This window comes from Lentibacillus sp. L22 (genome assembly GCF_040812445.1).
In the GTDB taxonomy this organism is placed as follows: domain Bacteria; phylum Bacillota; class Bacilli; order Bacillales; family Amphibacillaceae; genus Lentibacillus_C; species Lentibacillus_C daqui.
Genome location: NZ_JBFNXI010000001.1, coordinates 71,722 through 97,043, shown reverse-complemented (window position 1 = coordinate 97,043; position 25,322 = coordinate 71,722). Strand labels below are relative to the sequence as shown.

The following is a 25,322-nucleotide window of genomic DNA, read 5'->3' as shown; positions in this document are numbered from 1 at the left end:
AGTCTCCTACTTACTCACCGTTTTATTTTTTGTTAATTGTTTCGTCATGTAAACAGATGTGCCTGCTCCTGCCTCCGAGATAACTTTAACCGAATCCATAAAATTCTCAATGATCGTAAAGCCCATGCCCGATCGTTCCAGCTCAGGTTTCGAGGTAAATAAAGGTTGTCTGGCCTCTTCTATATCGCCAATCCCTACCCCATCGTCTTTGATGATTAATTCTAATTCATCGTCACGCAATACACATGTGATATAGACTTGATGATCCGGTTCATTATTGTACCCATGAATAATCGCATTTGTTACAGCCTCGGATACAACTGTTTTGATTTCCGTCAGCTCATCCATTGTCGGATCAATTTGTGTGACAAATGCGGCCACTGCCACACGGGCAAACGATTCATTTTCACTAATACTGGAAAACGCTACATTCATTTCATTATTCATGATGCCACCCCCAATGTAACTAATGCATATTGTTCGTTCTCCTCCAAACGAACGATTTTAAACATCCCGGACATCTCAAACAACCGATTAACAGCCGGCGAAACAGAACAGACTACCATTTCGCCACCCAGTTGAAGAACCTCTTTATACCGTCCCAAAATGACTCCCAGACCTGAACTGTCCATAAATGATACGGCTTCTAAATTTAGTACCACATGTTTTACATCATTTTTATACAACATATCCTTCCACGCAGTACGTAGCTTCTCTGTTTCATGATGATCGAGTTCTCCGGCTAATCGGACAATCAACACATCTTCTTTTACATCGAATGTAGTCTCCAAACTCATTTGTGTCTCCTCCTCCATAGGTTGTACCTTTTCATTTCAATATGAAGCCCCTCAATTCCTGCATGACGACAAAAGAAGAAAAAAACCGACAAAAACAGAATGAAATTTCATTTAGTAAGGTTCGTCGTAACCACACCAAAAGCGCAGACGGTTGGTGCTGCGCTTGGTTTGATTGGTTAGCGTGATTTTGTTAGTTCGCCCAGAGAGCGTTTAAATAACGTGAAGAAGGATGCTTGTTTTACATCTTTATTCACGGTTAACGGTGTTTTTGACAAGACCTTTTTACCGTCTTTTACAACTAACGTTCCGACCTTATCTCCTTTTTTCAATGGCAGGTTTATGTCATCCATTTGCACTGAGGTGGCAATATTTTTCGGTTCTTTTCCTTTTTCATACAAGGTGCTGATCGATTCCGAGGCGACAACATCCACCTTACCATCTTCTGCTTTTAATAATTTCAGGGTTGTAATTGGTTGCCCTTTTTTAAATAGTTTCTTGGTACTAAACTGGTTAAACGCGTAATCCAGCATGTTGGTAACGTTGGCATTTCGTTCTTTTGTTGTTTTGGTCCCCATCACAACAGCAATCGCCCGCATATCATTCTTTTTGGCAGTTGCTGTCAGGCAATATTTCGCCTCATTCGTATAGCCTGTTTTCAATCCATCAACACCTGGATAAAATTTTACTAGTTTATTGGTATTGACCAGCCAGAATTCATCCTCGGTTCCTTTGCGTAAGTAATCTTCATATAACGAGGTATAGTCAGTAATCTTTTCGTATTTTAATAGTTCTTTGGCCATTACTGACATGTCATGTGCTGTACTGTAGTGGTCATCAGCCGGCAAACCGGTACAATTATTAAAATGGGTATTTTTCAGACCCAAGTCCTTAACCTTTTTATTCATTTTTTGTACAAATGCTTCCTCACTGCCAGCAATACGTTCTGCCAAGGCGACACTCGCATCATTACCGGAAGCAATGGAGATTCCCTTTAACAGATCATTGACAGTCATTTCCTCGCCAGCTTCCAAAAAGATTTGTGATCCTCCCATGGAAGCGGCGTTTTCGCTAACTCGAATTTTTTCGTCCAATTTTAAATTACCCCGATCGAGTTCTTCCATGATGAGCAGGAGGGTCATTATTTTCGTCATACTCGCAGGTGGAAGCTCTTCCTGGCTATTTTTATCAAATAGTATTTTTCCAGTATCCCGCTCAATCAGGATAGCCGATTTTGCATCGGGAGCAAGATCAAGGGATTCCTTGGATTTATCCGTTCCTTTCTCTGCGGCAAAAACAGACAAACTAGAGAACCATAATAAAGTCATAACCATACTAATCAAAAAAACATTCTTTTTCATAGCCTTACCTCCAAGAGTCAATATATTTCTAGGATTGACAGGAAGCATTGTTTTTATAACTTGAAATGGCATCTGTTTTTCGGTAATTAATGATGGTATGTACCGAAAAATTGAAGATTAGCACCGATATAGACAACGGGCACATCATCTGGATGATGTGCCCGTTGTCTGTGAAATATCATTCAGTTATCATATCGTAAATCAAAGATGGCGCTTTTGCCGGGTGCTCAGCAATGGTAATGCTTGTATACAATTTTTCTTTCACCTCATCGAGCTGCTCTTGATTCGCATGGATCGTTACCAAAGTTTCTCCCGCCTTGACACTATCACCAACTTTTTTGTGAAGTACAAGACCTACTGCAAGATCAATATCTGATTCTTTTGTCGCCCGTCCAGCCCCAAGCATCATCGCTGCCGTACCAATGTCGTCTGCGATAATACTTTGAATCGTGCCGGAGTTCTTCGCCTTTAACTCGATTTTTTGGGCAGCTGCCGGTAGTAGTGTTGGGTCATCCACTACGCTTGCGTCTCCACCTTGGGAGGCAATGAAGGTTTTAAATTGTGCCAAGGCTTTACCAGTTTGGATACTTTCCTTTAGTTTTAACCTGGCGTCATCAAGATTATCTGCTTTGTTGGCTAGAACGACCATTTGGCTGCCAAGTGTGAAACATAATTCGGTTAAATCTGTTGGTCCATTACCTTTAAGTGTTTCAATGGCTTCCTGAACCTCCAATGCATTTCCGATTGCTCTGCCAAGTGGCTGACTCATATCTGAAATGACGGCCATCGTTTTTCTGCCTACATGATTGCCAATGGAAACCATTTGATGCGCCAGTTCCTTGGCATCTGCCAGGTCCTTCATGAAGGCACCTGCACCCGTCTTCACATCCAACACGATCGCATCAGCCCCGGAGGCGATTTTTTTACTCATGATTGAGCTGGCGATCAGTGGAATAGAATCCACTGTAGCGGTCACATCCCGTAAACTATACAGTTTTTTATCAGCAGGTGTTAAATTACCGGTTTGTCCTACAACGGCCACCTTATTCTTATTAACCAACTCAATAAATTCATCGCCTGTCAATTCCACATGAAATCCCGGGATAGCTTCCAGTTTATCAATGGTTCCGCCAGTGTGTCCCAATCCGCGCCCACTCATTTTTGCAACCGGGACACCTAATGAAGCAACCAGTGGTGCCAGGACTAATGTGGTAGTATCGCCTACACCACCAGTGGAATGTTTATCAACCTTTATCCCGGAAATCGCAGAAAGGTCGATTTTATCTCCAGAATCAACCATTGCTGATGTTAAGGTAGCACATTCCTCCGGGGTCATGCCCTGATAGTAAATCGCCATTAATAGAGCACTAACCTGGTAATCAGGAATGTCTTCTTTGGTATATCCCTCAACAAAAAAACGAATCTCTGCTTCAGTTAATTCCCCACCATCGCGTTTTTTTTCAATGATATCATACATTCTCATATAAACCCCTCGATTCATCCTTAAATTACTCTCGTCTGTCAAGATGGAAATTATGTATCGATTGGAAATCAGGGAATAACCGATTTCCAATTCATATTTGTCTGTTGATCAAATGTCACCCAAAAAGCTTTTTCCATGCTCTGGCATTTTTATGTCAAAATTATCGGCAATGGTTGCACCAACATCTGCAAAGGTTTTTCGTAATGGCAGCTCTTTGCCTTGTTTACTGCCGATATGATAAACAAGCAATGGAACGTATTCACGCGTATGATCAGTTCCATGATGAATTGGATCATTCCCATGGTCAGCTGTAATTATCAGCAAATCTTGATCAGTCAGTTTATGCAAAACTTCTGGAAGTCTGGCATCATATGCTTCTAACGCCTCCCCATATCCTTTTGGATTACGTCGATGACCATATTTGGCATCAAAGTCAACCAAATTTAAAAAACTGATTCCGGTAAAGTCCTTATCCATAGATTCCACTATTTTGGTCATGCCATCTTCATTGTCTTTCGTCCGAATTGCTTCGGTAACTCCTTCCCCATCATAAATATCGGAAATTTTCCCAAGGGCAATCACGTCATAACCACTGTCCTTTAATTCATTCATTACTGTCCGTCCAAATGGTTTTAGTGCATAATCATGCCGATTGGGAGTGCGTTCAAATGCCCCTGGCTTGCCAACAAATGGTCTGGCAATCACTCGCCCAACCATGTATCGTTCATCTAATGTCAGCTCCCGGGCAATTTCACAGATCCGGTAAAGTTCATCAAGCGGAACTACCTCTTCATGGGCGGCTATTTGTAACACGGAATCGGCTGACGTATAAACGATCAGGTCACCCGTTTTCATATGGTCCTCGCCAAGTTCTTCAATAATAGCTGTTCCGGAAGCAGGCTTATTACCAATTATTTTCCGGCCTGTTTTTGCTTCCAGTTCATTGATTAATTCAGGTGGAAAACCATCAGGAAATGTCCGGAACGGCTGTTGGATGTTCAACCCCATAATTTCCCAATGACCGGTCATCGTATCTTTTCCATTAGATGCCTCTTGCATTTTTGTATAACAGGCTAATGGTGTAGCTGCTTTTTCTACCCCATCAATTTCTCGAATGTTACTTAACCCCAATTTACCCATATTTGGCATATGAAGCCCATGCCCATGCATCCGCTCCGCAATATGACCAAGTGTATCCGCACCTTGATCACCAAATTTGGCCGCATCTGGTGCTTCGCCGATCCCGACCGAATCCAGAACAATTAAAAATACCCGTTTAAATTGATTCATGATCAAACCTCCCAGTATTATCTTCCCTGTTTATATTTTAATTATGTCTATTTTGTCACTAGCAACGCGACTATGTGTGATTTCATTCGTATGTGCACAACGGAATGAAGATAGAAATAAGAGTTTCCCCTTCTGGCTTCGTTTTATATCGTCTTTGGAATTGTCGGACAATAGTCGAACTATTACGCCCGTGGATGATACATATTATAGACATCTTTTAATCTAGCTTTTGTCACATGCGTGTAAATTTGCGTAGTAGAAATATCTGCATGTCCAAGCATTTCCTGAACCGATCGCAAATCAGCACCATTTTCCAACAAGTGGGTCGCAAAGGAATGTCGCAGTGTATGCGGTGTTATTTTTTTGGTAATACCAGCATCCCTGGCTGCCTGCTTTAAAATCTTCCAAACGCCTTGCCGTGTTAAAGGCCTGCCATGCTGATTGACGAATAATGCTTTTGTGTCCTGATGTTTAACCAATTTGCTGCGGGCATCGTCTATGTATTCCTGGACCGCGTCTTTGGCAAGATCACCAAGCGGAACAATTCGCTCTTTCGCTCCTTTTCCCAAACAGCGAACAAATCCCATGGTTAAATGAAGATCACTAATCGGAATGGTAATCAACTCTGTAACCCGCAGTCCCGTCGCGTATAACAACTCAAGCATCGCCTTATTTCGTATTTTCAATGGCGTATTGCCACTGATGGAAAGCAACGCCTCCACATCGGCAGGTGATAGAACATCCGGCAGTTTTCTTTCCTGTTTGGGGGTTTCAATGTGTAGGCATACATCATGGGTAACAAGTTGTTCATTAATTAAAAAACGATGAAACAGGCGAATGGATGACAGAATTCTTGCGATGGTGGCAGCAGATTTACCATTGTCCTTTAACATATAAAGAAATCCCGTGATATCCCTTCGCTTGACAGCCTCCCATTGTACCATCCCTGTAGCAGTTTTGATGTAATGCAAATATTGTTGTAAGTCCCGATGATACGACTTTAGCGTATTATCCGACAATCCCCGTTCGATTTTCAAATGATGAAAGAAATCTTCCAATTGTGATTCCAACATGACTATTACTCTCCTAATCGAAAAAATAAATGCAATCGATCAATGAAACGGTTGTCGGTCTTAAATACTTTGACAGATGGTCCTTCAGGTGCATCATAACGATGGATTTGTTCATATTCAGTATGCATCGCCTGAAGTCCAAAATAAAACAAAAACGTGCATGCAACAAAAATAACGAAAATCTTTAATGTGTCCCATATTATTTGCTTCACAAGGCATGTCCCCTTCTAAATTAAAGCTATCTTATTTAAAAGATATGCCAAAAAAGTAGAACAATATACATAGAAGCAATAAGAAAACGCAAATGGGACCATTTTGCTAACGTAAACATGAGATTAGTAAAGACCACATTCTAAACGAACCATACCTTTAAAATACGCTATTTTCGCCCATTTGTAAATTAGAGTGACCGTACATTGTATAAATGAAATTGGAGTGGCAAATACTACAATCTATAGTCTGAAATCCGAGGTGTGTGGAGATGAATAAAGAGAATTTTTCCGTTGTCGGGAAGGATGTGCAACGGATCGATGCTGCGGATAAAGCATTTGGCCGGGTAAAATATACTGGAGACATTTCTATCCCAGGAGTCCTGCATGCGGCCTTACATACAAGTGATTACGCGCATGCCAAAATTAAATCTATTGATACAGTAAAAGCTTGGGAAGTTCCCGGCGTGCAGGCTATTTTAACCGGTGAGGAAGTACCACTGCTTGTTGGTCCATTGCTTGCTGACAGGCCTATTTTAGCACAGAAAAAGGTTCGTTATTACGGTGAACCGGTTGCAATGGTAGTTGCCGATACTATCCAGCATGCAAAACAGGCTGCAAATCTTATTCACATAGACTATGAGGAACTGCCTGTTGTCAATTCTCCTGGTGAAGCGATCCTGCCCAATGCTCCGTTAATTCACGAGGATTTAGGTACATATAAAGTTCAAGTGGAAGGAGTCCATGCAATACCCGACTCCAATATTGCCAACCTGACCAAAATCCGAAAAGGCAATATGGAAACCGGCTGGAATGAAAGTGATATAACCATTGAAACAGATTTGTCCTTCTCGCCGTCTGACCATGCAGCACTGGAAACAAGAGTCGCCCGGGTGGAAATTCTTCCCGATGATCGAGTTATGATTTATTCCTCAACACAGGGGCCTTTTTATATCAAAAAATTATTCAGTCAGTTTTTCAATATTGACGCAGGGAAAATATCGGTGCATACGCCCATGCTCGGTGGCGCATTCGGCGGAAAAGGAACCGTACAACTTGAATTTCTGGCCTATGTAGCCTCCCGAGCTGTTGGAGGGAAAATGGTAAAAATCCAAAATTCAAGGGAAGAAGATTTAATCACTTCACCCGTTCATATCGGATTGGAGGCGAAGGTAAAACTTGGTGCATCCAGCGACGGGAAATTAAAAGCAGCCGCTTTCGAATTTTTGTTTGACAGCGGAGCCTATTCCGACATGGGTGCCGGCATGAGTAAGGCTGGTGCCGTCGATTGCACCGGCCCTTATCGAATTGATCATGTCACCTGTGATTCCCATTGTGTTTATACAAACCATCCATATGCCACCTCATTTCGAGGCTTTGGACACAATGAATTAACATTTGTCATGGAACGAGCCATGGACATACTTGCCGCAAAGTTAAATATGGATCCCCTTGAATTACGATTGGCAAATGCTATCAAGCCAGGTGATACAACACCAACCCAAACCCATTTAAATGCCAGCAATATTGGTGATGTATCTTCATGTATAAAAAAGTTAAAACAGCTTATCAATTGGGATGAAGGACAACAGATTACAACAAATGACGGTAAAATACGAACAAAAGGAATCAGTTCATTTTGGAAAACCTCGAGTACGCCGCCAAATGCAACAGCCGGCGTGATTCTCACCTTTAATCGCGATGGGAGCGTGAATTTGAATTGTGCTGCCGTGGAACTTGGCCAGGGGACAAAAACGGTGCTGGCACAAATCCTGGCTGAACGATTGAAAATGGATATGAAAAAAATTCATGTGACCATGGAAGTAAATACCCAATATGATCCGCATCAGTGGAAAACGGTTGCCAGCAGTACAACCTATTTGGCTGGACGAGCCGTGATCGCCGCAGCTGAAGATGTAATCAAACAATTAAAAAATACCGCATCAATTGTACTAAAGTGTTTACCTGATGATCTCGATGTGGCAAATGGGATGGTTTTTATCAAGGATAGTCCTGAGTATGGAATAAAGATCAAGGATGTCGCGAATTCATACAAATATCCAAATGGTAATTCCATCGGTGGTTTGGTCATTGGTGAAGGGTCTCATGTTGTGCGGCATTTGACACCATTGGATCCGGAAACTGGTTTTGGTAAACCGGGACCGCAATGGACAGTTGGTGCGCAAGCGGTCGAAATCGAATTCGACCCACTCGATTGCACATACAAAATTCTCAAAGCAGCAACTGTCCTTGATGCTGGAAAAGTGATTAATCCAAACGCGGCAATTGGGCAAATGCGTGGTGGTATGTATCTGGGACTAAGCTGGGCATCCAGAGAATCGTTTACCTTTGATGATAATGGAAAGGTACTTAATCCGAAACTAAGATCCTATGATATTCTGCGATTCAGTGAAGCCCCGGAATACCTTGTTGATTTCGTGGAAACACCACTTGTCGATGGACCATTCGGAGCCCGCGGGATTGGCGAATATGGGGTCATCGGTATGGCCGGCGCTTTAGCCAATAGTTTATCACTTGCCTGTGGTACGAATATGAACCAGCTTCCCCTGGTACCTGAACTGATTTGGCGGAAAAGAGGAGGAAGCTAATGATAGCCTTTGATTTTGAATATTATAAACCAACAACCATACAGGAAGCGGTCACGCTATTTTACGATTTGCAGGCAAACGGGAAAATACCCCACTACTATGCGGGCACAGAATTTATTAGCCGGGCCCGAATGCATGAGATCCAAGTGGATGCAGTCATCGATTTAAAAGGAATCCCTGATTGCAATGAATTTCAGTTCAACGGAAATCAACTTGTGATTGGTTCAGCTGTTACATTGACAACCATTGCTGATTCCAACCTATTTCCCTTACTGTCAGACGTTTCACGTGCGATTGCACACCGAACTGCCCGCAACAAAATAACAATTGGCGGCAATATTTCCGGGCATCTATGTTATCGGGAGGCCCTTCTTCCTTTTCTGTTAGCCGACAGCGAGGTTGTCATTGCGGAAAAAAAGGGGATCAGAACAACTTCCATTCATAAAATCTATCAGAACGGCGTACAACTGAATGATGGAGAATTTCTTATCCAGATCATCACGGATGGTCAATTTTCCAACTATCCATACTGGAGCAGCAAAAAAACAAAACATTCCAATGTGAACTATCCGATTGTCTCTCTCGCTTCCATGAAAGTGGACGGAAAAATAAGGGTTGCACTTAGCGGTGTATGTGATTTCCCTTTTCGAACGGAGCAATTGGAGTTGGTATTAAATGACACCTCCCATTCGGAGCAAACAAGAATCCAACAGGTACTAAACCATCTGCCGGGTGCAACGCATAACGACATGCATGGATCACGGGAATACCGGGAATTTGTGCTGGCACAGGAACTGGCGAAATTATTGCAACGTAGCAAGGGGGTATCCTGACGATGAAAGCAGCACAAGGAAACTTGGTTACATTAAACATTAATGGTCTGCAAAAAAACCTATATGTACGCAATGCAGAGACACTTCTATATACATTACGCGATCAACTGGGACTGATGGGAGCAAAGCCCGGGTGTGAGAATGGCGATTGCGGCACATGTACCATTCTTATCGATGGCACTCCCATTAATTCCTGCCACATACTAACTGTAGAAGCAGTCAATCATCAAATTACAACGATTGAAGGATTACTTGACCAGACTGTGCAAAATGATTTCATCAAAAATTGGGCGATTCAATGTGGATATTGTACACCCGGATATGTACTTAATAGTTATGCCCTCATCGAAAATTGCCCTGATGCGGACGATGCAGTAATTGATGAATGGCTGGAATCCAATATTTGCCGATGTACTGGATACCAGGAAATCAAGGAGGCTGTAAAAAGCATGTTGAATGTGAGGAAAAACAAAAATGGCTCATATTATTGAAATGCTTGATGAAATCGCAAATTCGGATGAGCAAAGTGTGTTAGCGACAATTATTCATGTAGAAGGGTCAGCATACCAAAAAGAAGGAACATCGATGCTGTTTTCCGCAAATGGAAAGCAAATAGGCATCATTAGTGCAGGCTGTTTGGAAACTGATTTGGCAATTCGGGCGACTGAACTGATGCAAACGTCATCGGTTCAAAATCAGACATTTGTCTATGATACAAGTGCCGAGGACGACTTATCCTGGGGTCGCGGTGCTGGTTGTAACGGAAAAATCCATATTCTCCTGGAAAAGGTGAATTCTATAAACTACAAGGATTTACTTACATTAAGGGCTTATCTTCATCAGGGCATTCCAGTAGTAGCAATGAAGATTTTTGAAAAAGATCCTTCGTCTGTTCGCACGCTCTATGTGTCGAAGGATCAGCATATGTTTGGCCATCGTGATGCCATGTCACATCAATTGAACAAAATTGCACGTCACGCGAACAAATCACGTCTGCAATATATGGAAAATTTGGGTAGCCATATCTTTATTCATCGTTTTGAACCACAACCCCGCCTGTTTATTTTTGGAGCAGGGCCTGATGTCATTCCTTTGGCAGCTGTAGCAGCTAAAACCAATTTTAAGGTAATCATCTGGGACTGGCGGCTGGCAAGGCTGAACAAAATGGATTTTCCGGATGCAAGTTTTATCAAGATCCCATCCATTCCGGAAATGGTAAAAGAACTGGATTTCTGGCCAACCGATTCCATTATGATTACGACCCATGATTTTCAAAAGGACAAAGAACTGCTTGCATCACTGTCCAGTCAACAGGTAAACTACTTTGGCATTCTCGGTCCACGTAAACGTACTTCCAGGCTCTTGCATGGAAAAAACATACCAGAACACGTTCATTCTCCCGCAGGACTGGCAATTGGGGCTAAGGACCCTGAAGAAATCGCTATTAGCATTGTTGCTGACATGGTTCAGGTTAAACGAGAAAAATCGTATGAAAAGAGGTTAGCCGGTGACACGAGACGAAATAGCAGCCATTTATCTAGCAGCAGGCAGAAGCAGACGTTTTGGCAAGAATAAACTGCATCAGCCACTTGGGAAGAATGGATCACTGGGTAGTTTTGCCCTTCGTACTGCCCTACAATCGTCCCTGGACCGGGTAATTGTTGTGACCAATACGACGGATAGGCTTAATTGGATACCGAATGACTGGCTCTCGACGTACCAAGGAAAATGGGTTCATGTTGCATGTAAAGATGCCGGCAAGGGCCAATCGTATTCATTAAAATGTGGCCTGCATTACGCAGGAAAATTCCATATGAAGGCGGCCATGGTTCTTTTAGCCGACCAGCCATTCATTTCCACGAGGATGATTAATCAACTGATTGAACAGCATAGACAGAACCCAGATTTATTATTTGTTGCGGCAACCTTTTCTGGTATAACACGACCGCCAATTTTGTTTACCAGCAGTATATTCCCAAAACTATTCCAATTACAAGGTGATCAAGGGGCCCGCCAATTGCTACAGCATGAATCAGCAAAAGGACGTTTTGTTCATTTTTCCGACCCCTGGGCTTTTTTTGATGTGGATACAACAGCGGATTACCAGATAATTAAAGACTGCACCATGCATATGTAACCGGGAATTCCTTATTGCATGGATGTTTTTACCAAGTTCAAGGTTTGTGCTGCTTGCTGGATTTGCTGATCAAGCTGTTTTAGTTGTTGCTGGGTCTCTTTGGGTAACGCCAAAGAAAGTTCAGGGGCAGATGTTTTTAATTGTTTCAGCTGTTGAGTTGCCTGCTGCAGACTTTGTTCAGCAGCTTGTAGTTGAACTTGTTGCGGATTGGCTGCCTGGGCCTGTCGAACCGATTGATGCGCCTGTTGCAAGGCGTTATGTGTTGCTTGAAAAATCTGCTGCAGCCGTTGCTGGTTTGGGGATGGCTGCTGCTTCGTTTGCATTTGTACCTGTAAACCATTTAGTTGCTGTTGCATGAGTTGTTGCTGCTGATAACGTTCCAATACAGTCTGTTTTGGCTGCAAAATGATCGCTCCTTTGGGGTAATCAGGAAAATAATGTCCTTCTGGTATATATTTTGCGTGATGTTATCTGTTTTATCCGTTACCATAATCAATGGTCAGCAAATGATCATCTTTGTCACGTACAGCCGCATAAAAAATAGTCTCATGATTTGGTTGACCGGCGGATTTTAATTCTTTCTTCAGCCATTGTTCATCCTTATTCATATGTTTCAGGTTACGATACTGGATCTTCCCCTCGACAATAACAGCCACTGGGATACCCTGATATGCTGTTTCGATCCCTAATTGTTCGGGAGTTACCGGTGTAGCCGCTTGTTTCGGTATAATACTAATCTCCCCGCTCGGTTCAATTATCGCAAATTCAACCAGGGTCAAGTCGGGATAGCCTTTTTCACGAAGCGTAGCCAGCACACCTGCCAGGGTAAAATGAGATTGCTTTAAATTTTCCTTGATTAGTTTACCATGTTTGATAATCAATGTCGGCTTGCCAATGAATAGTTTATTCAGGTAATTGACAAGTGCAAGTTTGGAAAAAACGATATGAAGCACACCAATAGCGATTAATCCGCCAATGGCATAGCTCAATTTATCATTTGCTAACGGCCCCATTGCCAATGTAATAACAAAGAAAAGACCTGTCAGATCATGCGCTGTTAATTGCGCAAAAGCAGTCCTCCCCATTAGCCGGATAACACCGATTGCCAGAATGTACAATATGACCGCTTTCCCAATAAACAAAAACACCAACTAACCCTCCTCTTCTAAGGTTAGTATGTGTTATCTTTATGGGAAATATAGACACATATCAAAAACCTGGACAATCGGGTAATCCTTCAAAGGCACAAAAAAACCGCCCAAAATATGGACAGTTCACCTCATTCTTTTCTTTTTTCATTTCCGCCGAACCATGGGTATGTAGCAAAAAAAGAACATGTCAATCTATGTTGACTTCACAGCAACTTTTTGACAATTTTTGCAGATACCATGGAAGGTAAGACGATGGTCCTTGACTTGAAAACCCCAGTCATTCTCAACGATTTTCTCTACATCCTGCAACAAATCATCAACAATTTCTTCTACTGCTCCGCATTCAATACAGACAAGATGATGATGAAAATGTTCTGCGCCTTCTTTACGCAAATCATAACGAGAAACGCCATCACCAAAATTTATTTTATCAACAATTTTAAGTTCCGATAATAGCTCCAATGTGCGATAAACTGTAGCAAGCCCAATTTCTGGTGCCTTTTCTTTTACAAGCAAATAGATATCTTCAGCGCTCAGATGATCTTCTTCGCGTTCCAACAATACCCTTACCGTCGCTTCCCGTTGTGGAGTAAGCTTATAGCTTTGTGCATGGAGTTGCTTTTTGATCCGATCAATCCGGTGTTCCATAGCCATGCATAATCCCCCTCCCTCTTCCCATCTTCATTATATGCATTAGGAAAACAGGTGTCAAAGTATAATCATTTTAAATTGCTATCAATAATTATTATTATATAATAATTACTTTTATTTATAAAGGGATTTGAGTAATGTTTCCATGGCTCCATGACTGACAAAAGCTTCCATACCGGCAGCAGCGACGGAACAAACCAATAATAAGGAAAAAACAGTAACATATCTGCCAAATGGTTGTAAAATCGGCTGGGACAATTTATTGGAAAAAAGTTTATTTAATAGGGTCAGGGAAAAGATCATCGATAGACTTCCGGCAATAATGTAAATGGGAATGACTAGAATATTTTGCGGCGCAATTGCAATCGATGCAAGTGCCAATCCCTTCATGCCAAGCTGATTTACAATAAACCCTACCGAAAAACCGACTACCAAACCTTTGACAAACAATAAAATCCAAACTACCGGCAACCCGATGACAGACAGCCCTAACACAAACAAAAGCAATAAATACTTGGTATGATAAAAGAAACTTTCCTTTAAAATATCTGCGCCTGCAATCTGGTCTTTATCGGTAATTTGCCCAAAAAAACGTTCCAAATAAAAAAACAAATCCTGTTTTTGGACAAAATTCATACTGTTTACGATAATTGCACCAAAAACGATACCAGTTAGAAACAAAATAACCATAAACAGATATATTGCTGCATGTTCCTTTATGTGATTTACAGCTAGCGTTCTTTTTTGGTACATCGGAATCCTCCATTCGATTTTAAGATGAACGTAATAATTTTTTAGACACGCCCTTATAATAAAATCTATGAAGAATTCCTGATAATAATACCATATTTACATTTTTAATAGTCTTCTTTTTCCGGATTGGCTACACAGTCCGGAGTAGTAGACCTTTGTCCGGACCGTCATTTAACTGTCATTCGATTGGGCAATACTTCCATATCGGCCACCGCCGCCTGCATGAATCGTCTGCTTTCCTTCTCGCATTTGCATAATCGCATTTGCTAGTTTTTCCGGAACCGTTTCTTGCAATTCTTTCAATGTGGCATGATGAATGACATACATCTCGGTTTGAAAACGATCTAATAGTTTTTGGAATGTTTTTGGACCTAGTTTTGGCAAATATTCCAAGGGAACCTGATACAGATACGGCGGGCGCTCCCTTGTTACTTCCTTGGCATCTGCTAATTCTTGAATCCGGTCAAATACGCCATTGATAATTTTTTTCGATCCACAGTTTGGACATTGTTCCGTTTTATACGTCACTTGTGTTAAACAATTACTGCAAACGGTTGTGTGGTACTTACCCAATTGCGGATTCATCCCAAAATTTTTGGTGATTTTTCGTCCGTCCACTTCATGTAGTGCCCAATCAAATTCTTGAAATGATGGCTCTTCCATCAAAATTTCCTGATACTCTCTGGCAATCTTCGCCAGGGAATGGGCATCCGAATTGGAGACAAAGGTATAGTCATGTAATTCGCTGATTTGATCCGCCATATCGGTATCTGAACTTAACCCAAGTTCAATTCCATCGATTAAATCAGGATCAAATACCTCGGTTAATGATTGGTGTACCCCTTTGCCATACATACTTTTAAACGGAGTAAACACATGGGCCGGGATGAAAATGCCTTCCAGTTCTTTGACTTTATATTGCAGTTCCTTTGCGGTTCCATAATAACGTTGCGAGCTCAATGTAATATTTTTCATCTTGGTTGTCAGCCACTCGGAAAAACGTTCCATCATATCCAGAGTTGGGAGAAAACAGAGAACATGAATGGGGCCTTTACAGTTTTCATCATAAAATTCAATTTCCGAGCCCAATAGTAGGGTTACCTGTTCAAATCGGATCCCGCCATTGTCCAATTCATAAGCGGAACCCTGCTCCATTAATTGTTTGATCTCCTGTTGCACCGCGGGGGCATGGCTATCAATGACTCCGACCATTTGAATCCCCTTATTTCTACTGGCCTCTTTTAATATGTTCGTTAATGTCAGGCTTTTCGCACCGGTTATTTTCACTGGTTTATTGTACATATCCCGGCCAATATGAATGTGCATATCAGCAAAATAGGCTTGTAACATGGTTTACATCATCTCCAACATTTCTAAATACAGAATTGCATAGTTTGTCTTGGCATCATGAATTCGTTGTTCCTTAACATATTGTTTTGCTTCATCCAAAGTTAATTCCACGAGTTCAACAAATTCATCATCGTCACCAGCCACTTTTTCTTTAAGCGGTTCCAGCTTGTCCGTTAAATAAATATACATTAATTCATCGGCAAATCCCGGCGAGCTATAGAAAGAGGTAACAAGCTTGAGGCTGCTGGTTGTAAATCCTGTTTCTTCTTCCAACTCCCTTACCGCTGTTACTTCCGGTTTTTCTCCTGCCTCCAGCTTGCCAGCGGGGATTTCCACCAGCGATTTTTCCAACGGTTTCCGATATTGTTCCACCATCACAATTTTTTTGTCTTTGGTAATTGGAATAATCCCCACCCCTCCAGGATGTTTGATTAATTCCCGCTTGGCAGTCTTTCCATCTGGCAATGTAACATCATCCACTTGTAGCTTGACCACTTTTCCATTATATATCTGTTTTGTTTGAATGGTTTTCTCTTCAAATTTTTTCATATGATCACCTTCATTTTATAAGCTACTCCCCATTTTACCACATTTAAAAACTTGAGTTTGTGCATGTCTATTTTTACAATGGAATTACGAATGGAAAACGGAGGGAATTAATATGAAGCAAAACCGATTAGGTAAATCAGACATATATGTATCCGAGCTAACACTTGGCTGCATGTCATTAGGGACAGATCAAGCCAAAGCCCAAACAATTATTGACAAAGCATTAGCGGCAGGCGTCAATCATCTGGATACCGCTGACTTATACAATTTTGGTTTGAATGAAGAAATTGTCGGTGAAGCAATAAAAGGAAAGCGGCAAGAAATTATTCTCACATCAAAGGTTGGCAATCATTTTAACCGTGATACCAAAGACTGGTACTGGGATCCATCCAAAGAACATATTAAAGCAGGTCTAAAGGATAGCTTAAAACGATTGAACACTGATTATATCGATTTTTATATGTTGCACGGCGGTACCATCGATGATCCAATTGATGAATCCATTGAGGCTTTTGAACAACTAAAACAAGAGGGGCTCATTCGTGCGTATGGAATATCATCGATTCGTCCAAACGTCATCCGGGAATATGTCAAACGGTCCCATATCGATGCAGTGATGATGCAGTATAGCATGCTGGATCGCCGTCCCGAGGAAGAAGTATTGGACTTGCTGGCGGAAAACCACATTAGCATCCTTGCCCGCGGGCCATTAGCGAAAGGGATCTTAAGTAAGAATGGAAGAAAACAAATCGAACGTAAATCACGGGATGGATATTTAGATTATACGTATGAGGAATTAGTAAAGATTTATGATGAAATAAAAAATGTGATTGGCAAGGACACCTCGTTCAATACTGCAGCACTTCAATATGTACTCCATCACCCAGCAGTTGCAAGTGCTGTATTTGGGGCAAGCTCAGAGGAACAGCTTGCGGAAAATACTGCAATGGACTCGTCTGCAGTACTTACTGAAGAAAAATATCGGGCACTACAAGCTATTACCAAACCAGTTCAATATACGAACCATCGGTAATTTTTATGCGGGATTGCCATGGTTTTTGTGGTAATCCTGTTTTTTATTTGTTAGACATGGTTGTAAGCTGAATGAGTAGCAGTTCCTACCCAAATTCGGGCACTCTCTCCCGACTTTGTCACTCTCTGTCCCGACTTCAGTGCGCCGCCTCCCAAGTTGTGCAAGTTTGAGATTTCCGATAAATCCCAAACTTGTTATAGGAACAAACAATCGATTATGTTATACTAAACATAACAATAGACTGGTTTCGCATGAGAGAATGGCACACGTTACCTTCAATTGATTTCCCCTTTGAAGGGAGGTGGTGCCTATGGATATGGAAAGTGTATTAACGCTGATGATTTCGTTCGGCATGTTAATTGCCTTTATCATGTCCGATAAAAATGACAAAAAATAATCCCTCATGTACTTTAGCCAGGCCGTGAGGGATTATTGCTTCACTGTGCCAACCCTTGAATGGGGTTAGTCTATTGGAACCGCTCCATGTTACAGCATGGGGCGGTTTTTCCTATTGTATGAACTTCTAAGGTTATTATACCACGAATCAGGCCATTGTAAACCAGACTTTAATCCACGATCTTAAGATGTTAACTGTAGTGCCGGTACCACTGACAATTAACTAGCGTTCGCGATGAAACTAATGAGACCACCTATAGCTAGAATAACAGGGATAAATGACAAACTCGATATCGAACTACTTGTCATTAGTCCATAAACACCGTAAATGCATATGATGAGACTAGCAATTAACCCAATCCATATTCTAATTTTTTGTTTATTTATGAATAATTCTGAAAACTATAATGTGCTTAGTAATTAAGATTATCTATTCCAGTTCTAATTGTCTGATACTATAACGTCTTGTTGTTAAGCGATTATGTATGATGGAATCTCCCACTCTATTCTATCATCGGATCATTTCTCCGCCGCCCAAATCGTCCATCGATCTTTTTCTACAATTAGACCATCTTCTTGTATCAATTGGTTTACATGATCAGCAAATTGCAACACCCGTTGATCTGATAACTCATGGAGAATCGAACGTCCATTTCGTGATTTAATATCGTTGAGCAGCTGTTCCTTGTTCGCATACGTTTTTCGTATTTCCCAAAGCTTTATTTCATTTATGGAGTGGAAACCCGCATTTATCAGTTCAGCTTTAACGGTGGTGGAAGCATATCTTCTTTTTGTCTCGATCTCTCCAAGATGCGGAAATAAAGAAAATAAGTACCCGCGAATATGATGATGATCTCCTTGGATGAGACAATCTTCTGGTGTTCTATCCTGTACCAACAGCATTCTCTTTGGTTTCAAAATTCTATGGGCCTCGGAAAAACAAGCAGCCAAATTATCAAGATGATGAATGAGTGCTCTTTCCAAAACCAGATCTGTATATGCACTTGACAATCCAGTACTATAAGCATTTCCAAGTTTGAACTCGATTTGTTCATACAAGCGACAATATTGCTCAGCTCCATCAAGCATGACTTCCGAAAAGTCAATGCCAGTGATGGAGGGAATGCCCAAATCAGCAAGTGCCTTTGCATATATCCCTCCGCCTGTTCCAATATCCACTGCCTTGTTAATTACCCGTCCTTGAATGAGTGCTGTTATTGCTGATAGCCATGTATCATCGACTTTCCTTGTCACATAACTATGTTTATTCTTTTCATTGTGAAAATCAATCCCCATCCCAAACACCCCTTTAATGTTTATGCTTTCAGTTTACGGAAGGTAGTTTACATGGATAATTTAAAAAAACGAAAACTTATCTTATTTGGTAAGGTCGTTAAAATCAGGTAGTAGAACGGACCCCTCCATTAATCTTCTTGCACTACGACTCATTACAACCTTTTTTACTGTCCAGCCGATTTCTTCCTTTGCAGCTTCGGCACCTACTGTTAAAGTACCAGACGGGTGACCAAAGCGAAGTTCGGACATAACGTCGCCTAAAATCTTGCTAACAATAGTCCCTGGTATTGAAGCTGCAGCCGCAATTGCTACTGCACCTGTACCAGTCATGGCGTGATGCAGCTTGCCCATTGAAAGGATTCGCGCCAAAATGTCGATATTATCCCTATGTACTTCTTTTCCATCCGAAGTGGTGTAACTAGTTGCTTCTTCAAAAAATGCAATTTTAGGTGTGTGCTGACGCTTCTTAGCATATTCTACGCTTTCCTCTAAACCCATAATTACTGCACTATGAGCCCGTATTAACTCAAAACGGTTCAGTAAGTCTGCATTCCTATTTATATCATCCTGAAGCTCCGTCCCTCTAAGCCCCAATGCAGACGCCTCCACAAAGACAGCAGGATTCCCGGCATTAATTAAAGTTGCCTCTACTTCTCCTATACCCGGGATATGAATGATATCTAGTGGATTCCCTGTAGGAAACATCCCACCACCATCTGTACTCTTTTCATCAGCACCAGCAGGATCAAGGAATTCCAATTTTATTTCTGCTGCCGGAAAGGTTACCCCATCAAGTACGAAATCCCCTAGTTCCTGTACTGTCCCGTTCTCTATTGGAACATGAGCTATGATTTTTTTCCCGATATTCTCCTGCCAAATATTAACCGTAACTATTCCGTTCTTTGGCGCTTCTACCAAACCTCTATATATTGCAAATGGACCAACGGCCGAAGTAAGATTTCCGCAGTTGCCACTCCAATCAACCAAGGGCTGCTCAATGGCTACCTGCCCGAATAAATAGTCTATATCACATCCTGGACGTTCACTTTTGTTTAAAATGACCACCTTACTGGTACTTGAAGTTGCACCTCCCATTCCATCGATCTGCTGCCCATAAGGATCTGGGCTTCCGATGACACGCAATAATACTTTATCCCGTATTACCGGGTCAGTAGGTAAATCATCTTTTAGAAAAAATACCCCCTTGCTTGTTCCGCCCCGCATATAAGTTGCCGGAATTTGAATTTGTTTTCCCCAATTACCCATTTTCTTAGTTAGCTCCCTTGTTTTTAATGACCTTACCACACACTTCTACTTCATTCCCAAAATCCCTTTTTTCAATAACAACCCAATTGGAAAGATGCATGATTTGAATGGAAAATTGGACTAAGCAGCGCTAGTTATCCGGACTGCGTAACATTTTTATTATCACTCAACAATAGAATAGGGGACGATTATATTAACTCCCTTTGATACACAAACGTTAATTCCGTATAATATCCTGTGCTCAAAGTAATGAATCTGCGGTTATGTGCCTTGTACAATTATGCAGCTCCAATTTCCATCCGTTTTCATTTTTCTCCAGGATGGTCAATGAACAATTGCCGAGTGATTCTTCCACATCATCATCCGGGACCAATTCCCCGAGCAGTCGCCTAATAAATGATCCATGACTGACAATCAATATATTTTTCCCGTTATTCTCACTAAGGATTTCAGCCAATACAGACTGTCCCCTTGCCATAACACAATCATCGCTTTCCCTTTCCAGATCCAGATTTCGCCAATTGATACCCCATTTTGCTATACGTTCTTTTTCCGTTGTTCCTTCAATTAGCCCTCCACCAACTTCACGAAGCCTTGGATCGAAATGGATTGTGACACCATTCATTTTATTCGCAATCATTTCAGCGGTTTCTCTGGCTCTTGCCAAATCACTAGCATAGATCACGTCCCAATCTTCTGTTTGCAAACGCTCCGCAAGTTTTGCAGCTTGTTCACGTCCCTCATTATTAAGGGGTATATCCGAACTTCCTTGCGCTCTACGCTCCTGATTCCAATCTGTTACACCATGCCGGATAAATCCAAATTTTGTCATCTTTCCACATCCAATCTTTTTGTTGTCTATAGGTAGAGGCATTGCCTTTTATCTCCTGCGTGTTGTTCACTCTGTAATCATTTTATCATAGTATCCGCGTACCGCACATTCTATAAATTACCATTGAATAAAGAACGTATATTCGCATATAATAAATACACGAACTTTAGTTTCTGTAGAGGGGGATTGTGGCGTGAAACGCGTTATTTTCTTGGTGGATATGCAAACATTCTATGCTTCTGTAGAAAAAGCGGAAAATCCGGAGTGGAAGGATAAACCAGTCATTGTTTCGGGGGATCCGGAGCGGCGGAGTGGAATTATACTGGCTGCCTGCCCAATTGCAAAAAAATATGGCGTAAAAACAGCTGAAGCATTATGGGAAGCGCAAAATAAATGCCCGGAAGCGGTTGTTGTCAGACCGAGGATGCAGCGATACATTGATGTGTCCTGCCAAATCACCGAAATATTGGAGCATTATACCGATTTGGTTGAAGTGTTTTCCGTTGATGAACAGTTTCTGGACGTCACCGGAAGTCAAAAACTTTTTGGCGATCCATTTACGATTGCCCGCAAAATCCAGCAGGAAATCATGGAAGAAACGGGTGTTTATACGCGGGTTGGTATTGGTCCGAATAAAGTGTTGGCCAAAATATCCTGTGATGCCTTTGCCAAGAAAAACGCGGATGGTATTTTTCAGTTGGATCAATCCAATATGAAAGAAACCATGTGGGAACTCCCAATTGGTAAGATGTTTGGAATCGGCAGTCGGATGAAACAACACCTGCAACGGATGGGAATTCAAAAAATTGGGCAGCTGGCCACCTTTTCTGTGGATGCATTAACCAAACGCTGGGGCATCAATGGGCAGGTCTTATGGCAAACCGCCAACGGAATTAACAATGCTCCAGTAACGACAAAGACACATGATCACCAAAAAGCGGTTGGCCATCACATGACGCTGCCCCGAGATTACGAAACATTTGACGAGATTAAAGTGGTTTTATTGGAATTAAGTGAAGAAGTTGCCAGACGTGCCCGTGCCGGTGGCTATCGCGGCAATACTGTGTCGGTGGGGGTTCGGGGGATGAATGTGACGTTTCCGACCGGATTTCATCGGCAAGTAAAGCTCGCAACGCTGACCAATTTCGGGATGGATATTTTCCGGTCTGCACTATATTTATTCCGTATGCACTGGGATCGGCAGCCCGTTCGTAGTGTTGGCGTTACGCTATCACAGCTGCAACCGGCCGATCCTTTCCAGCTCAGCTTTTTTGATTTTTCCTTGAAAAAGGAGCACTTGTCAGAAGCGATGGACTATATTCACGACAAATATGGTCCAACCGCCATTGTTCGAGCAGCTTCCCTAACTGATGCCGGGCAGGCTTTTGATCGGGCTGAGAAGATTGGTGGTCACTATAAATAAAAGGAGAAAAGACGAAAAATGAACCCAAATAAATTAACCCCTGGACAAAATTTAATGTGGGAATCCAGCCGTATGATGCTGCCGGAGCACAAAGCACGCATTCGCAAACACCAAAAGGAACTAACCAAACGAACCAAGCCAATTATCGATGAACAGCAAATGGCTTTGTTTTCCCAAATTATTTCTGATGCAATGAAACAGGATCTTGATTTACGGATTGAACTTTTTCATCCCTATCATGATCATTTTGTAACAGGGAAAATAGAAAAGATTGTCCCCGGACAGCAATTGAAATTGGTTTCGGCGGAAGACAGTGAGTGGATTGCTTTTACTGAAATGATTGATATTGCTGTTTTGTAAGTGTATAAATCCTTTCAATCAACAAAAAATAACCATCAATCCATACATGAAAGGATAATTAAAATGAATAACGACAAGGAAAACAAAAAATCTGCAAAGAAACAAGCTGGTAAGGTAAAATCCTATCAAGAAATTAACAATGAAATTTCTGATAGTAATACGTTAAAACAAATGCAACCAACACCACAACCAGAAGACTTTGAGGAAATCGATTATTGACTCTGTAACCCCCCTTTATGCTTCATGTTTTAACACGTGTCCAAAGATCGCCAAATCAAAAGCAAGAGCCTCGCCTTATCATTTGATGAATTTTGGACACCCTCTTTAAAAAATCACCTAACTAAAAACACACAATTTATGTATCTCACAAGATAATCCCAAGTTGCTTCCCTTTGCTCTTTACATTCGTCAAATAAATCCAGCCAGTACCATCGCACAAAATAATTACATAATGACCAGAAAAGTCACAATAAAAAACGCATGTACGCTAGTCTTGAAAAAAGTCACCCAAAAAAGAGGCGGACTTGGGATAATGTCCCTAACATTCGCTACCTGCTCACATATATTGATTGTAGGCAGTATGGAGGTGATACTTGAATAAGCAAGGCTGTTTGCAGGAGCAGGATATGGTGGCGGATTTGCTTTAATCGTTGTGTTGTTTATCCTATTAATTATTGTATTGGCAGCCTATGTTGGAGGATATGGATATTAAACGGCAAGATAAAAATTTTAATTAAATGAAGGAGGAATTTTATTATGGGTTTCGGTTGTCGTAACATGTGTGGTTGTGGAGGATACGGATACGGCGGTGGATATGTCGGTACTGGCGGCGGATTTGCATTGATCGTTGTATTATTCATCCTTCTTATCATCGTTGGCGCTTGCTGGTGTTAATCACCAGCAGTGCATTGGAAAGTAAAACTTAAAAATACAAAGCAATGCAGGCTGTCAGATTACCGGCAGCCTGTTGACGTTTTCACAAAAAACAAATAATGAGCGTTACAACAAACCCTTATTGTTAATCAAATCATTCCAAGGTGATGCTTTTATTCTACTTCGCATTTGTCACAGTAATCACCAAAAACAAGCCGTTATACATATGGTCAACTTGTTTTATTGATAGTTCGTCCCGTTGTAGCAAAGTTAATGTATCACGGTTTAGGTGACAGCCATCACAAATTTTTTTCCAAGCCGGTGTCAACAAATCCTGTATTTTCCCTAAGAATTTTTGCTCCATACGAACATGCTCGAATAGTAAAATTTGCGCATTGGGTTTGCTAACGCGGGTTATTTCTTTTATTGCTTGTTCGGGGTTTGGAATTGCACAAAAAACAAGGGTTGCGATTACTGTATCAAACGTATTATCTGCAAATGGCAGTGCTTCCGCCTCAACTACATGCGTTTCAATTGGTACAAGGGCTGCCCGCTTGCGTCTTAAGGCATGCTGTTCCATCAGCGGATTCAGATCCACCGCGTCCACGTGTTTCGCCTGATAGTAATATGGAAAATTCAGCCCTGTTCCCGCTCCAATTTCCAAAAACCTTCCCACTGCTTTCCCGACAAGTGCTTTACGAATCCCTTTGAACCGGGTACGTTCGAACGGCAACATTACCATATCATATATATACGGGAACCATTTATTCATCGTCACTTCCTCCTGAAGCCTGTTTCTTTTAAAGTAGATCACTCCTTTATTCCCTTGACCCTGATCCGTTCATAATCCGCAATCCAGCTATTATCTTGAAACATGGTATCCCGTAAATCATTTTCCACACCCGTAATTATCTTTTGGATTGTTTCATACTCCAACCCGATAAACATCATTTTGCCAAACATCTCGATCCAATTTCTCAATCCGTTCCCGCCTTCAAGTGGTGTTGGACGTTCGAATTGACTGGCATAGACAACTTTAAACCCAACCAGCTCCATTAACGATGCATACTCACCAACACTTGGAAAATACCACGGAAAACGTTCCTGCTGATAAGTTAGTCCCAACATAGCAAATTGCTTTTCAATAGAATTGGTGATTGTTTTTACATTTCCTTTCGCACCAAATTCCGCTACAAAACGACCGCCTTTTTTCAGGCTATGATAAATCGACTGCAGGGCCTTCTCCGGCGACTTGATCCAATGAAGCGTTGCGTTGGAAAATATCGCATCAAACGTCTCATCAAAAGGTAATGCTGTAGCATCACCAACCTGAAACGGTATATCTGGATACTTAAACCGGGCTTGTTCAATCATATTTGCTGATTTATCCTTTCCTGTTACATAGACACCGAGATCATAAAGCGTTTTTGTTAAGTCTCCGGTGCCGCAGCCAAGATCAAGAATAGACTCTCCCATGTTCGGTTCCAATATATTGATGACATTATTCCCATATTTGGAAACGAATCCATGCTTCCCGTCGTAAAGGTTTGCATCCCATATATCATCTGATTCTACTGGTTTATTCATCAAGTTCTCTCCC

At 41.5% G+C, this 25,322-nt stretch carries 29 protein-coding genes; 11 read left to right on the top strand and 18 right to left on the bottom strand.

Translation table 11 applies throughout. The features are described from left to right. Positions 1 to 6: 6 nt before the first annotated feature. The 7 genes from spoIIAB to ABRT01_RS00465 form a co-directional block, all read right to left on the bottom strand. A complete protein-coding gene (gene spoIIAB, locus ABRT01_RS00495; protein ID WP_269412315.1) occupies positions 7 to 447 on the bottom strand; it encodes an anti-sigma F factor in 441 nt (146 codons plus the stop codon). Further along, positions 444 to 797: an anti-sigma F factor antagonist gene (gene spoIIAA, locus ABRT01_RS00490; protein WP_269412314.1), complete on the bottom strand. Its 354-nt coding sequence runs from the start codon at positions 795 to 797 to the stop codon at positions 444 to 446. The genes spoIIAB and spoIIAA overlap by 4 nt, the downstream gene beginning before the upstream one ends. A 176-nt stretch (positions 798 to 973) precedes the next feature. Further along, complete coding sequence (locus tag ABRT01_RS00485; protein ID WP_367746046.1) at positions 974 to 2,155, bottom strand: D-alanyl-D-alanine carboxypeptidase family protein; 1,182 nt, start codon at positions 2,153 to 2,155, stop codon at positions 974 to 976. A 178-nt stretch (positions 2,156 to 2,333) separates the two neighbouring features. Beyond that, positions 2,334 to 3,638, bottom strand: a complete 1,305-nt coding sequence (locus tag ABRT01_RS00480; protein WP_367746045.1) for a pyrimidine-nucleoside phosphorylase — start codon at positions 3,636 to 3,638, stop codon at positions 2,334 to 2,336. A 108-nt stretch (positions 3,639 to 3,746) separates the two neighbouring features. Next, a complete protein-coding gene (gene deoB, locus ABRT01_RS00475) occupies positions 3,747 to 4,928 on the bottom strand; it encodes a phosphopentomutase (RefSeq protein ID WP_367746044.1) in 1,182 nt (393 codons plus the stop codon). 182 nt (positions 4,929 to 5,110) lie between these two features. Next, complete coding sequence (gene xerD, locus ABRT01_RS00470; protein ID WP_367746043.1) at positions 5,111 to 6,001, bottom strand: site-specific tyrosine recombinase XerD; 891 nt, start codon at positions 5,999 to 6,001, stop codon at positions 5,111 to 5,113. Between the two features lie 5 nt (positions 6,002 to 6,006). After that, positions 6,007 to 6,213: a DUF4227 family protein gene (locus tag ABRT01_RS00465; RefSeq protein ID WP_367746041.1), complete on the bottom strand. Its 207-nt coding sequence runs from the start codon at positions 6,211 to 6,213 to the stop codon at positions 6,007 to 6,009. A 269-nt stretch (positions 6,214 to 6,482) separates the two neighbouring features. On the opposite strand from ABRT01_RS00465, the gene ABRT01_RS00460 reads away from it, so the two are divergent. The 5 genes from ABRT01_RS00460 to ABRT01_RS00440 are packed head-to-tail and all read left to right on the top strand — an operon-like array spanning position 6,483 to position 11,789. Beyond that, complete coding sequence (locus ABRT01_RS00460; protein WP_367746039.1) at positions 6,483 to 8,819, top strand: xanthine dehydrogenase family protein molybdopterin-binding subunit; 2,337 nt, start codon at positions 6,483 to 6,485, stop codon at positions 8,817 to 8,819. Further along, the gene (locus ABRT01_RS00455; RefSeq protein WP_367746037.1) at positions 8,819 to 9,652 is read left to right on the top strand and encodes an FAD binding domain-containing protein; all 834 of its coding nucleotides are present in this window, start codon (positions 8,819 to 8,821) and stop codon (positions 9,650 to 9,652) included. Before ABRT01_RS00460 ends, ABRT01_RS00455 begins: the two co-directional genes overlap by 1 nt. 2 nt (positions 9,653 to 9,654) lie before the next feature. Continuing rightward, a complete protein-coding gene (locus ABRT01_RS00450) occupies positions 9,655 to 10,143 on the top strand; it encodes a (2Fe-2S)-binding protein (RefSeq protein WP_367746035.1) in 489 nt (162 codons plus the stop codon). Then, entirely contained in the window at positions 10,127 to 11,227 is a 1,101-nt protein-coding gene (locus ABRT01_RS00445; protein ID WP_367746033.1) for an XdhC family protein, read from the top strand. Before ABRT01_RS00450 ends, ABRT01_RS00445 begins: the two co-directional genes overlap by 17 nt. Beyond that, complete coding sequence (locus ABRT01_RS00440; RefSeq protein WP_367746030.1) at positions 11,160 to 11,789, top strand: NTP transferase domain-containing protein; 630 nt, start codon at positions 11,160 to 11,162, stop codon at positions 11,787 to 11,789. Before ABRT01_RS00445 ends, ABRT01_RS00440 begins: the two co-directional genes overlap by 68 nt. 11 nt (positions 11,790 to 11,800) lie before the next feature. On the opposite strand, the gene ABRT01_RS00435 is transcribed toward ABRT01_RS00440, so the two are convergent. From ABRT01_RS00435 to ABRT01_RS00410, 6 genes are all read right to left on the bottom strand, one after another. Further along, positions 11,801 to 12,193 (bottom strand): hypothetical protein, encoded by a 393-nt coding sequence (locus ABRT01_RS00435; RefSeq protein ID WP_367746028.1) that lies wholly within the window; start codon positions 12,191 to 12,193, stop codon positions 11,801 to 11,803. Positions 12,194 to 12,265: 72 nt separating this feature from the next. Further along, positions 12,266 to 12,937: a DUF421 domain-containing protein gene (locus tag ABRT01_RS00430; RefSeq protein WP_269412302.1), complete on the bottom strand. Its 672-nt coding sequence runs from the start codon at positions 12,935 to 12,937 to the stop codon at positions 12,266 to 12,268. A gap of 195 nt (positions 12,938 to 13,132) precedes the next feature. After that, a complete protein-coding gene (gene fur, locus ABRT01_RS00425) occupies positions 13,133 to 13,588 on the bottom strand; it encodes a ferric iron uptake transcriptional regulator (protein ID WP_269412532.1) in 456 nt (151 codons plus the stop codon). Positions 13,589 to 13,705: 117 nt separating this feature from the next. After that, positions 13,706 to 14,344, bottom strand: a complete 639-nt coding sequence (gene spoIIM, locus ABRT01_RS00420) for a stage II sporulation protein M (RefSeq protein WP_367746026.1) — start codon at positions 14,342 to 14,344, stop codon at positions 13,706 to 13,708. A 171-nt stretch (positions 14,345 to 14,515) separates the two neighbouring features. After that, positions 14,516 to 15,694: an endonuclease Q family protein gene (locus tag ABRT01_RS00415; protein WP_367746025.1), complete on the bottom strand. Its 1,179-nt coding sequence runs from the start codon at positions 15,692 to 15,694 to the stop codon at positions 14,516 to 14,518. A gap of 3 nt (positions 15,695 to 15,697) precedes the next feature. After that, complete coding sequence (locus ABRT01_RS00410; protein ID WP_269412299.1) at positions 15,698 to 16,243, bottom strand: NUDIX hydrolase; 546 nt, start codon at positions 16,241 to 16,243, stop codon at positions 15,698 to 15,700. Positions 16,244 to 16,355: 112 nt separating this feature from the next. Here ABRT01_RS00410 and ABRT01_RS00405 point away from each other — a divergent pair, with 112 nt between their 5' ends. Continuing rightward, positions 16,356 to 17,276, top strand: coding sequence for an aldo/keto reductase (locus tag ABRT01_RS00405; RefSeq protein ID WP_367746024.1), 921 nt, complete (start codon positions 16,356 to 16,358; stop codon positions 17,274 to 17,276). A gap of 915 nt (positions 17,277 to 18,191) precedes the next feature. Here ABRT01_RS00405 and ABRT01_RS00400 read toward each other — a convergent pair. The 3 genes from ABRT01_RS00400 to ABRT01_RS00390 form a co-directional block, all read right to left on the bottom strand. Then, complete coding sequence (locus ABRT01_RS00400) at positions 18,192 to 18,968, bottom strand: class I SAM-dependent methyltransferase (protein WP_367746023.1); 777 nt, start codon at positions 18,966 to 18,968, stop codon at positions 18,192 to 18,194. An 81-nt stretch (positions 18,969 to 19,049) separates the two neighbouring features. Further along, positions 19,050 to 20,234, bottom strand: a complete 1,185-nt coding sequence (gene prpF / locus ABRT01_RS00395; protein ID WP_367746021.1) for a 2-methylaconitate cis-trans isomerase PrpF — start codon at positions 20,232 to 20,234, stop codon at positions 19,050 to 19,052. Positions 20,235 to 20,475: 241 nt separating this feature from the next. Then, on the bottom strand, positions 20,476 to 21,066 hold the full coding sequence (locus ABRT01_RS00390; RefSeq protein WP_269412295.1) for a histidine phosphatase family protein: 591 nt from the start codon (positions 21,064 to 21,066) through the stop codon (positions 20,476 to 20,478). A 193-nt stretch (positions 21,067 to 21,259) separates the two neighbouring features. Here ABRT01_RS00390 and ABRT01_RS00385 point away from each other — a divergent pair, with 193 nt between their 5' ends. From ABRT01_RS00385 to ABRT01_RS00365, 5 genes are all read left to right on the top strand, one after another. After that, the gene (locus tag ABRT01_RS00385; RefSeq protein WP_269412294.1) at positions 21,260 to 22,489 is read left to right on the top strand and encodes a DNA polymerase IV; all 1,230 of its coding nucleotides are present in this window, start codon (positions 21,260 to 21,262) and stop codon (positions 22,487 to 22,489) included. Positions 22,490 to 22,507: 18 nt separating this feature from the next. Further along, positions 22,508 to 22,849, top strand: coding sequence for a YolD-like family protein (locus ABRT01_RS00380; protein ID WP_367746019.1), 342 nt, complete (start codon positions 22,508 to 22,510; stop codon positions 22,847 to 22,849). Positions 22,850 to 22,912: 63 nt separating this feature from the next. Next, positions 22,913 to 23,068: a hypothetical protein gene (locus ABRT01_RS00375; protein WP_269412292.1), complete on the top strand. Its 156-nt coding sequence runs from the start codon at positions 22,913 to 22,915 to the stop codon at positions 23,066 to 23,068. A gap of 388 nt (positions 23,069 to 23,456) precedes the next feature. Further along, a complete protein-coding gene (locus ABRT01_RS00370) occupies positions 23,457 to 23,561 on the top strand; it encodes a YjcZ family sporulation protein (RefSeq protein ID WP_269412531.1) in 105 nt (34 codons plus the stop codon). A 44-nt stretch (positions 23,562 to 23,605) separates the two neighbouring features. Continuing rightward, positions 23,606 to 23,743: a YjcZ family sporulation protein gene (locus tag ABRT01_RS00365; protein WP_269412291.1), complete on the top strand. Its 138-nt coding sequence runs from the start codon at positions 23,606 to 23,608 to the stop codon at positions 23,741 to 23,743. Positions 23,744 to 23,900: 157 nt separating this feature from the next. Here ABRT01_RS00365 and ABRT01_RS00360 read toward each other — a convergent pair whose 3' ends face one another. Continuing rightward, the gene (locus tag ABRT01_RS00360) at positions 23,901 to 24,494 is read right to left on the bottom strand and encodes a class I SAM-dependent methyltransferase (RefSeq protein WP_367746018.1); all 594 of its coding nucleotides are present in this window, start codon (positions 24,492 to 24,494) and stop codon (positions 23,901 to 23,903) included. 38 nt (positions 24,495 to 24,532) lie between these two features. Further along, entirely contained in the window at positions 24,533 to 25,309 is a 777-nt protein-coding gene (locus tag ABRT01_RS00355; RefSeq protein WP_367746016.1) for a class I SAM-dependent methyltransferase, read from the bottom strand. Positions 25,310 to 25,322 lie beyond the last annotated feature (13 nt).

What these genes read in the sequence shown, in the direction of transcription:
- fur (WP_269412532.1), bottom strand. Translation starts at nt 13,588, where the DNA reads ATGGAACACCGGATTGATCGGATCAAAAAGCAACTCCATGCACAAAGC.
- xerD (WP_367746043.1), bottom strand. Translation starts at nt 6,001, where the DNA reads ATGTTGGAATCACAATTGGAAGATTTCTTTCATCATTTGAAAATCGAA.
- ABRT01_RS00355 (WP_367746016.1), bottom strand. Translation starts at nt 25,309, where the DNA reads ATGAATAAACCAGTAGAATCAGATGATATATGGGATGCAAACCTTTAC.
- ABRT01_RS00460 (WP_367746039.1), top strand. Translation starts at nt 6,483, where the DNA reads ATGAATAAAGAGAATTTTTCCGTTGTCGGGAAGGATGTGCAACGGATC.
- spoIIM (WP_367746026.1), bottom strand. Translation starts at nt 14,344, where the DNA reads ATGTACCAAAAAAGAACGCTAGCTGTAAATCACATAAAGGAACATGCA.
- ABRT01_RS00390 (WP_269412295.1), bottom strand. Translation starts at nt 21,066, where the DNA reads ATGACAAAATTTGGATTTATCCGGCATGGTGTAACAGATTGGAATCAG.
- ABRT01_RS00450 (WP_367746035.1), top strand. Translation starts at nt 9,655, where the DNA reads ATGAAAGCAGCACAAGGAAACTTGGTTACATTAAACATTAATGGTCTG.
- prpF (WP_367746021.1), bottom strand. Translation starts at nt 20,234, where the DNA reads ATGGGTAATTGGGGAAAACAAATTCAAATTCCGGCAACTTATATGCGG.
- ABRT01_RS00410 (WP_269412299.1), bottom strand. Translation starts at nt 16,243, where the DNA reads ATGAAAAAATTTGAAGAGAAAACCATTCAAACAAAACAGATATATAAT.
- ABRT01_RS00400 (WP_367746023.1), bottom strand. Translation starts at nt 18,968, where the DNA reads ATGGGGATTGATTTTCACAATGAAAAGAATAAACATAGTTATGTGACA.
- ABRT01_RS00480 (WP_367746045.1), bottom strand. Translation starts at nt 3,638, where the DNA reads ATGAGAATGTATGATATCATTGAAAAAAAACGCGATGGTGGGGAATTA.
- ABRT01_RS00380 (WP_367746019.1), top strand. Translation starts at nt 22,508, where the DNA reads ATGAACCCAAATAAATTAACCCCTGGACAAAATTTAATGTGGGAATCC.
- spoIIAA (WP_269412314.1), bottom strand. Translation starts at nt 797, where the DNA reads ATGAGTTTGGAGACTACATTCGATGTAAAAGAAGATGTGTTGATTGTC.
- ABRT01_RS00360 (WP_367746018.1), bottom strand. Translation starts at nt 24,494, where the DNA reads ATGAATAAATGGTTCCCGTATATATATGATATGGTAATGTTGCCGTTC.
- spoIIAB (WP_269412315.1), bottom strand. Translation starts at nt 447, where the DNA reads ATGAATAATGAAATGAATGTAGCGTTTTCCAGTATTAGTGAAAATGAA.
- ABRT01_RS00405 (WP_367746024.1), top strand. Translation starts at nt 16,356, where the DNA reads ATGAAGCAAAACCGATTAGGTAAATCAGACATATATGTATCCGAGCTA.
- ABRT01_RS00445 (WP_367746033.1), top strand. Translation starts at nt 10,127, where the DNA reads ATGGCTCATATTATTGAAATGCTTGATGAAATCGCAAATTCGGATGAG.
- ABRT01_RS00485 (WP_367746046.1), bottom strand. Translation starts at nt 2,155, where the DNA reads ATGAAAAAGAATGTTTTTTTGATTAGTATGGTTATGACTTTATTATGG.
- ABRT01_RS00365 (WP_269412291.1), top strand. Translation starts at nt 23,606, where the DNA reads ATGGGTTTCGGTTGTCGTAACATGTGTGGTTGTGGAGGATACGGATAC.
- ABRT01_RS00375 (WP_269412292.1), top strand. Translation starts at nt 22,913, where the DNA reads ATGAATAACGACAAGGAAAACAAAAAATCTGCAAAGAAACAAGCTGGT.
- deoB (WP_367746044.1), bottom strand. Translation starts at nt 4,928, where the DNA reads ATGAATCAATTTAAACGGGTATTTTTAATTGTTCTGGATTCGGTCGGG.
- ABRT01_RS00455 (WP_367746037.1), top strand. Translation starts at nt 8,819, where the DNA reads ATGATAGCCTTTGATTTTGAATATTATAAACCAACAACCATACAGGAA.
- ABRT01_RS00415 (WP_367746025.1), bottom strand. Translation starts at nt 15,694, where the DNA reads ATGTTACAAGCCTATTTTGCTGATATGCACATTCATATTGGCCGGGAT.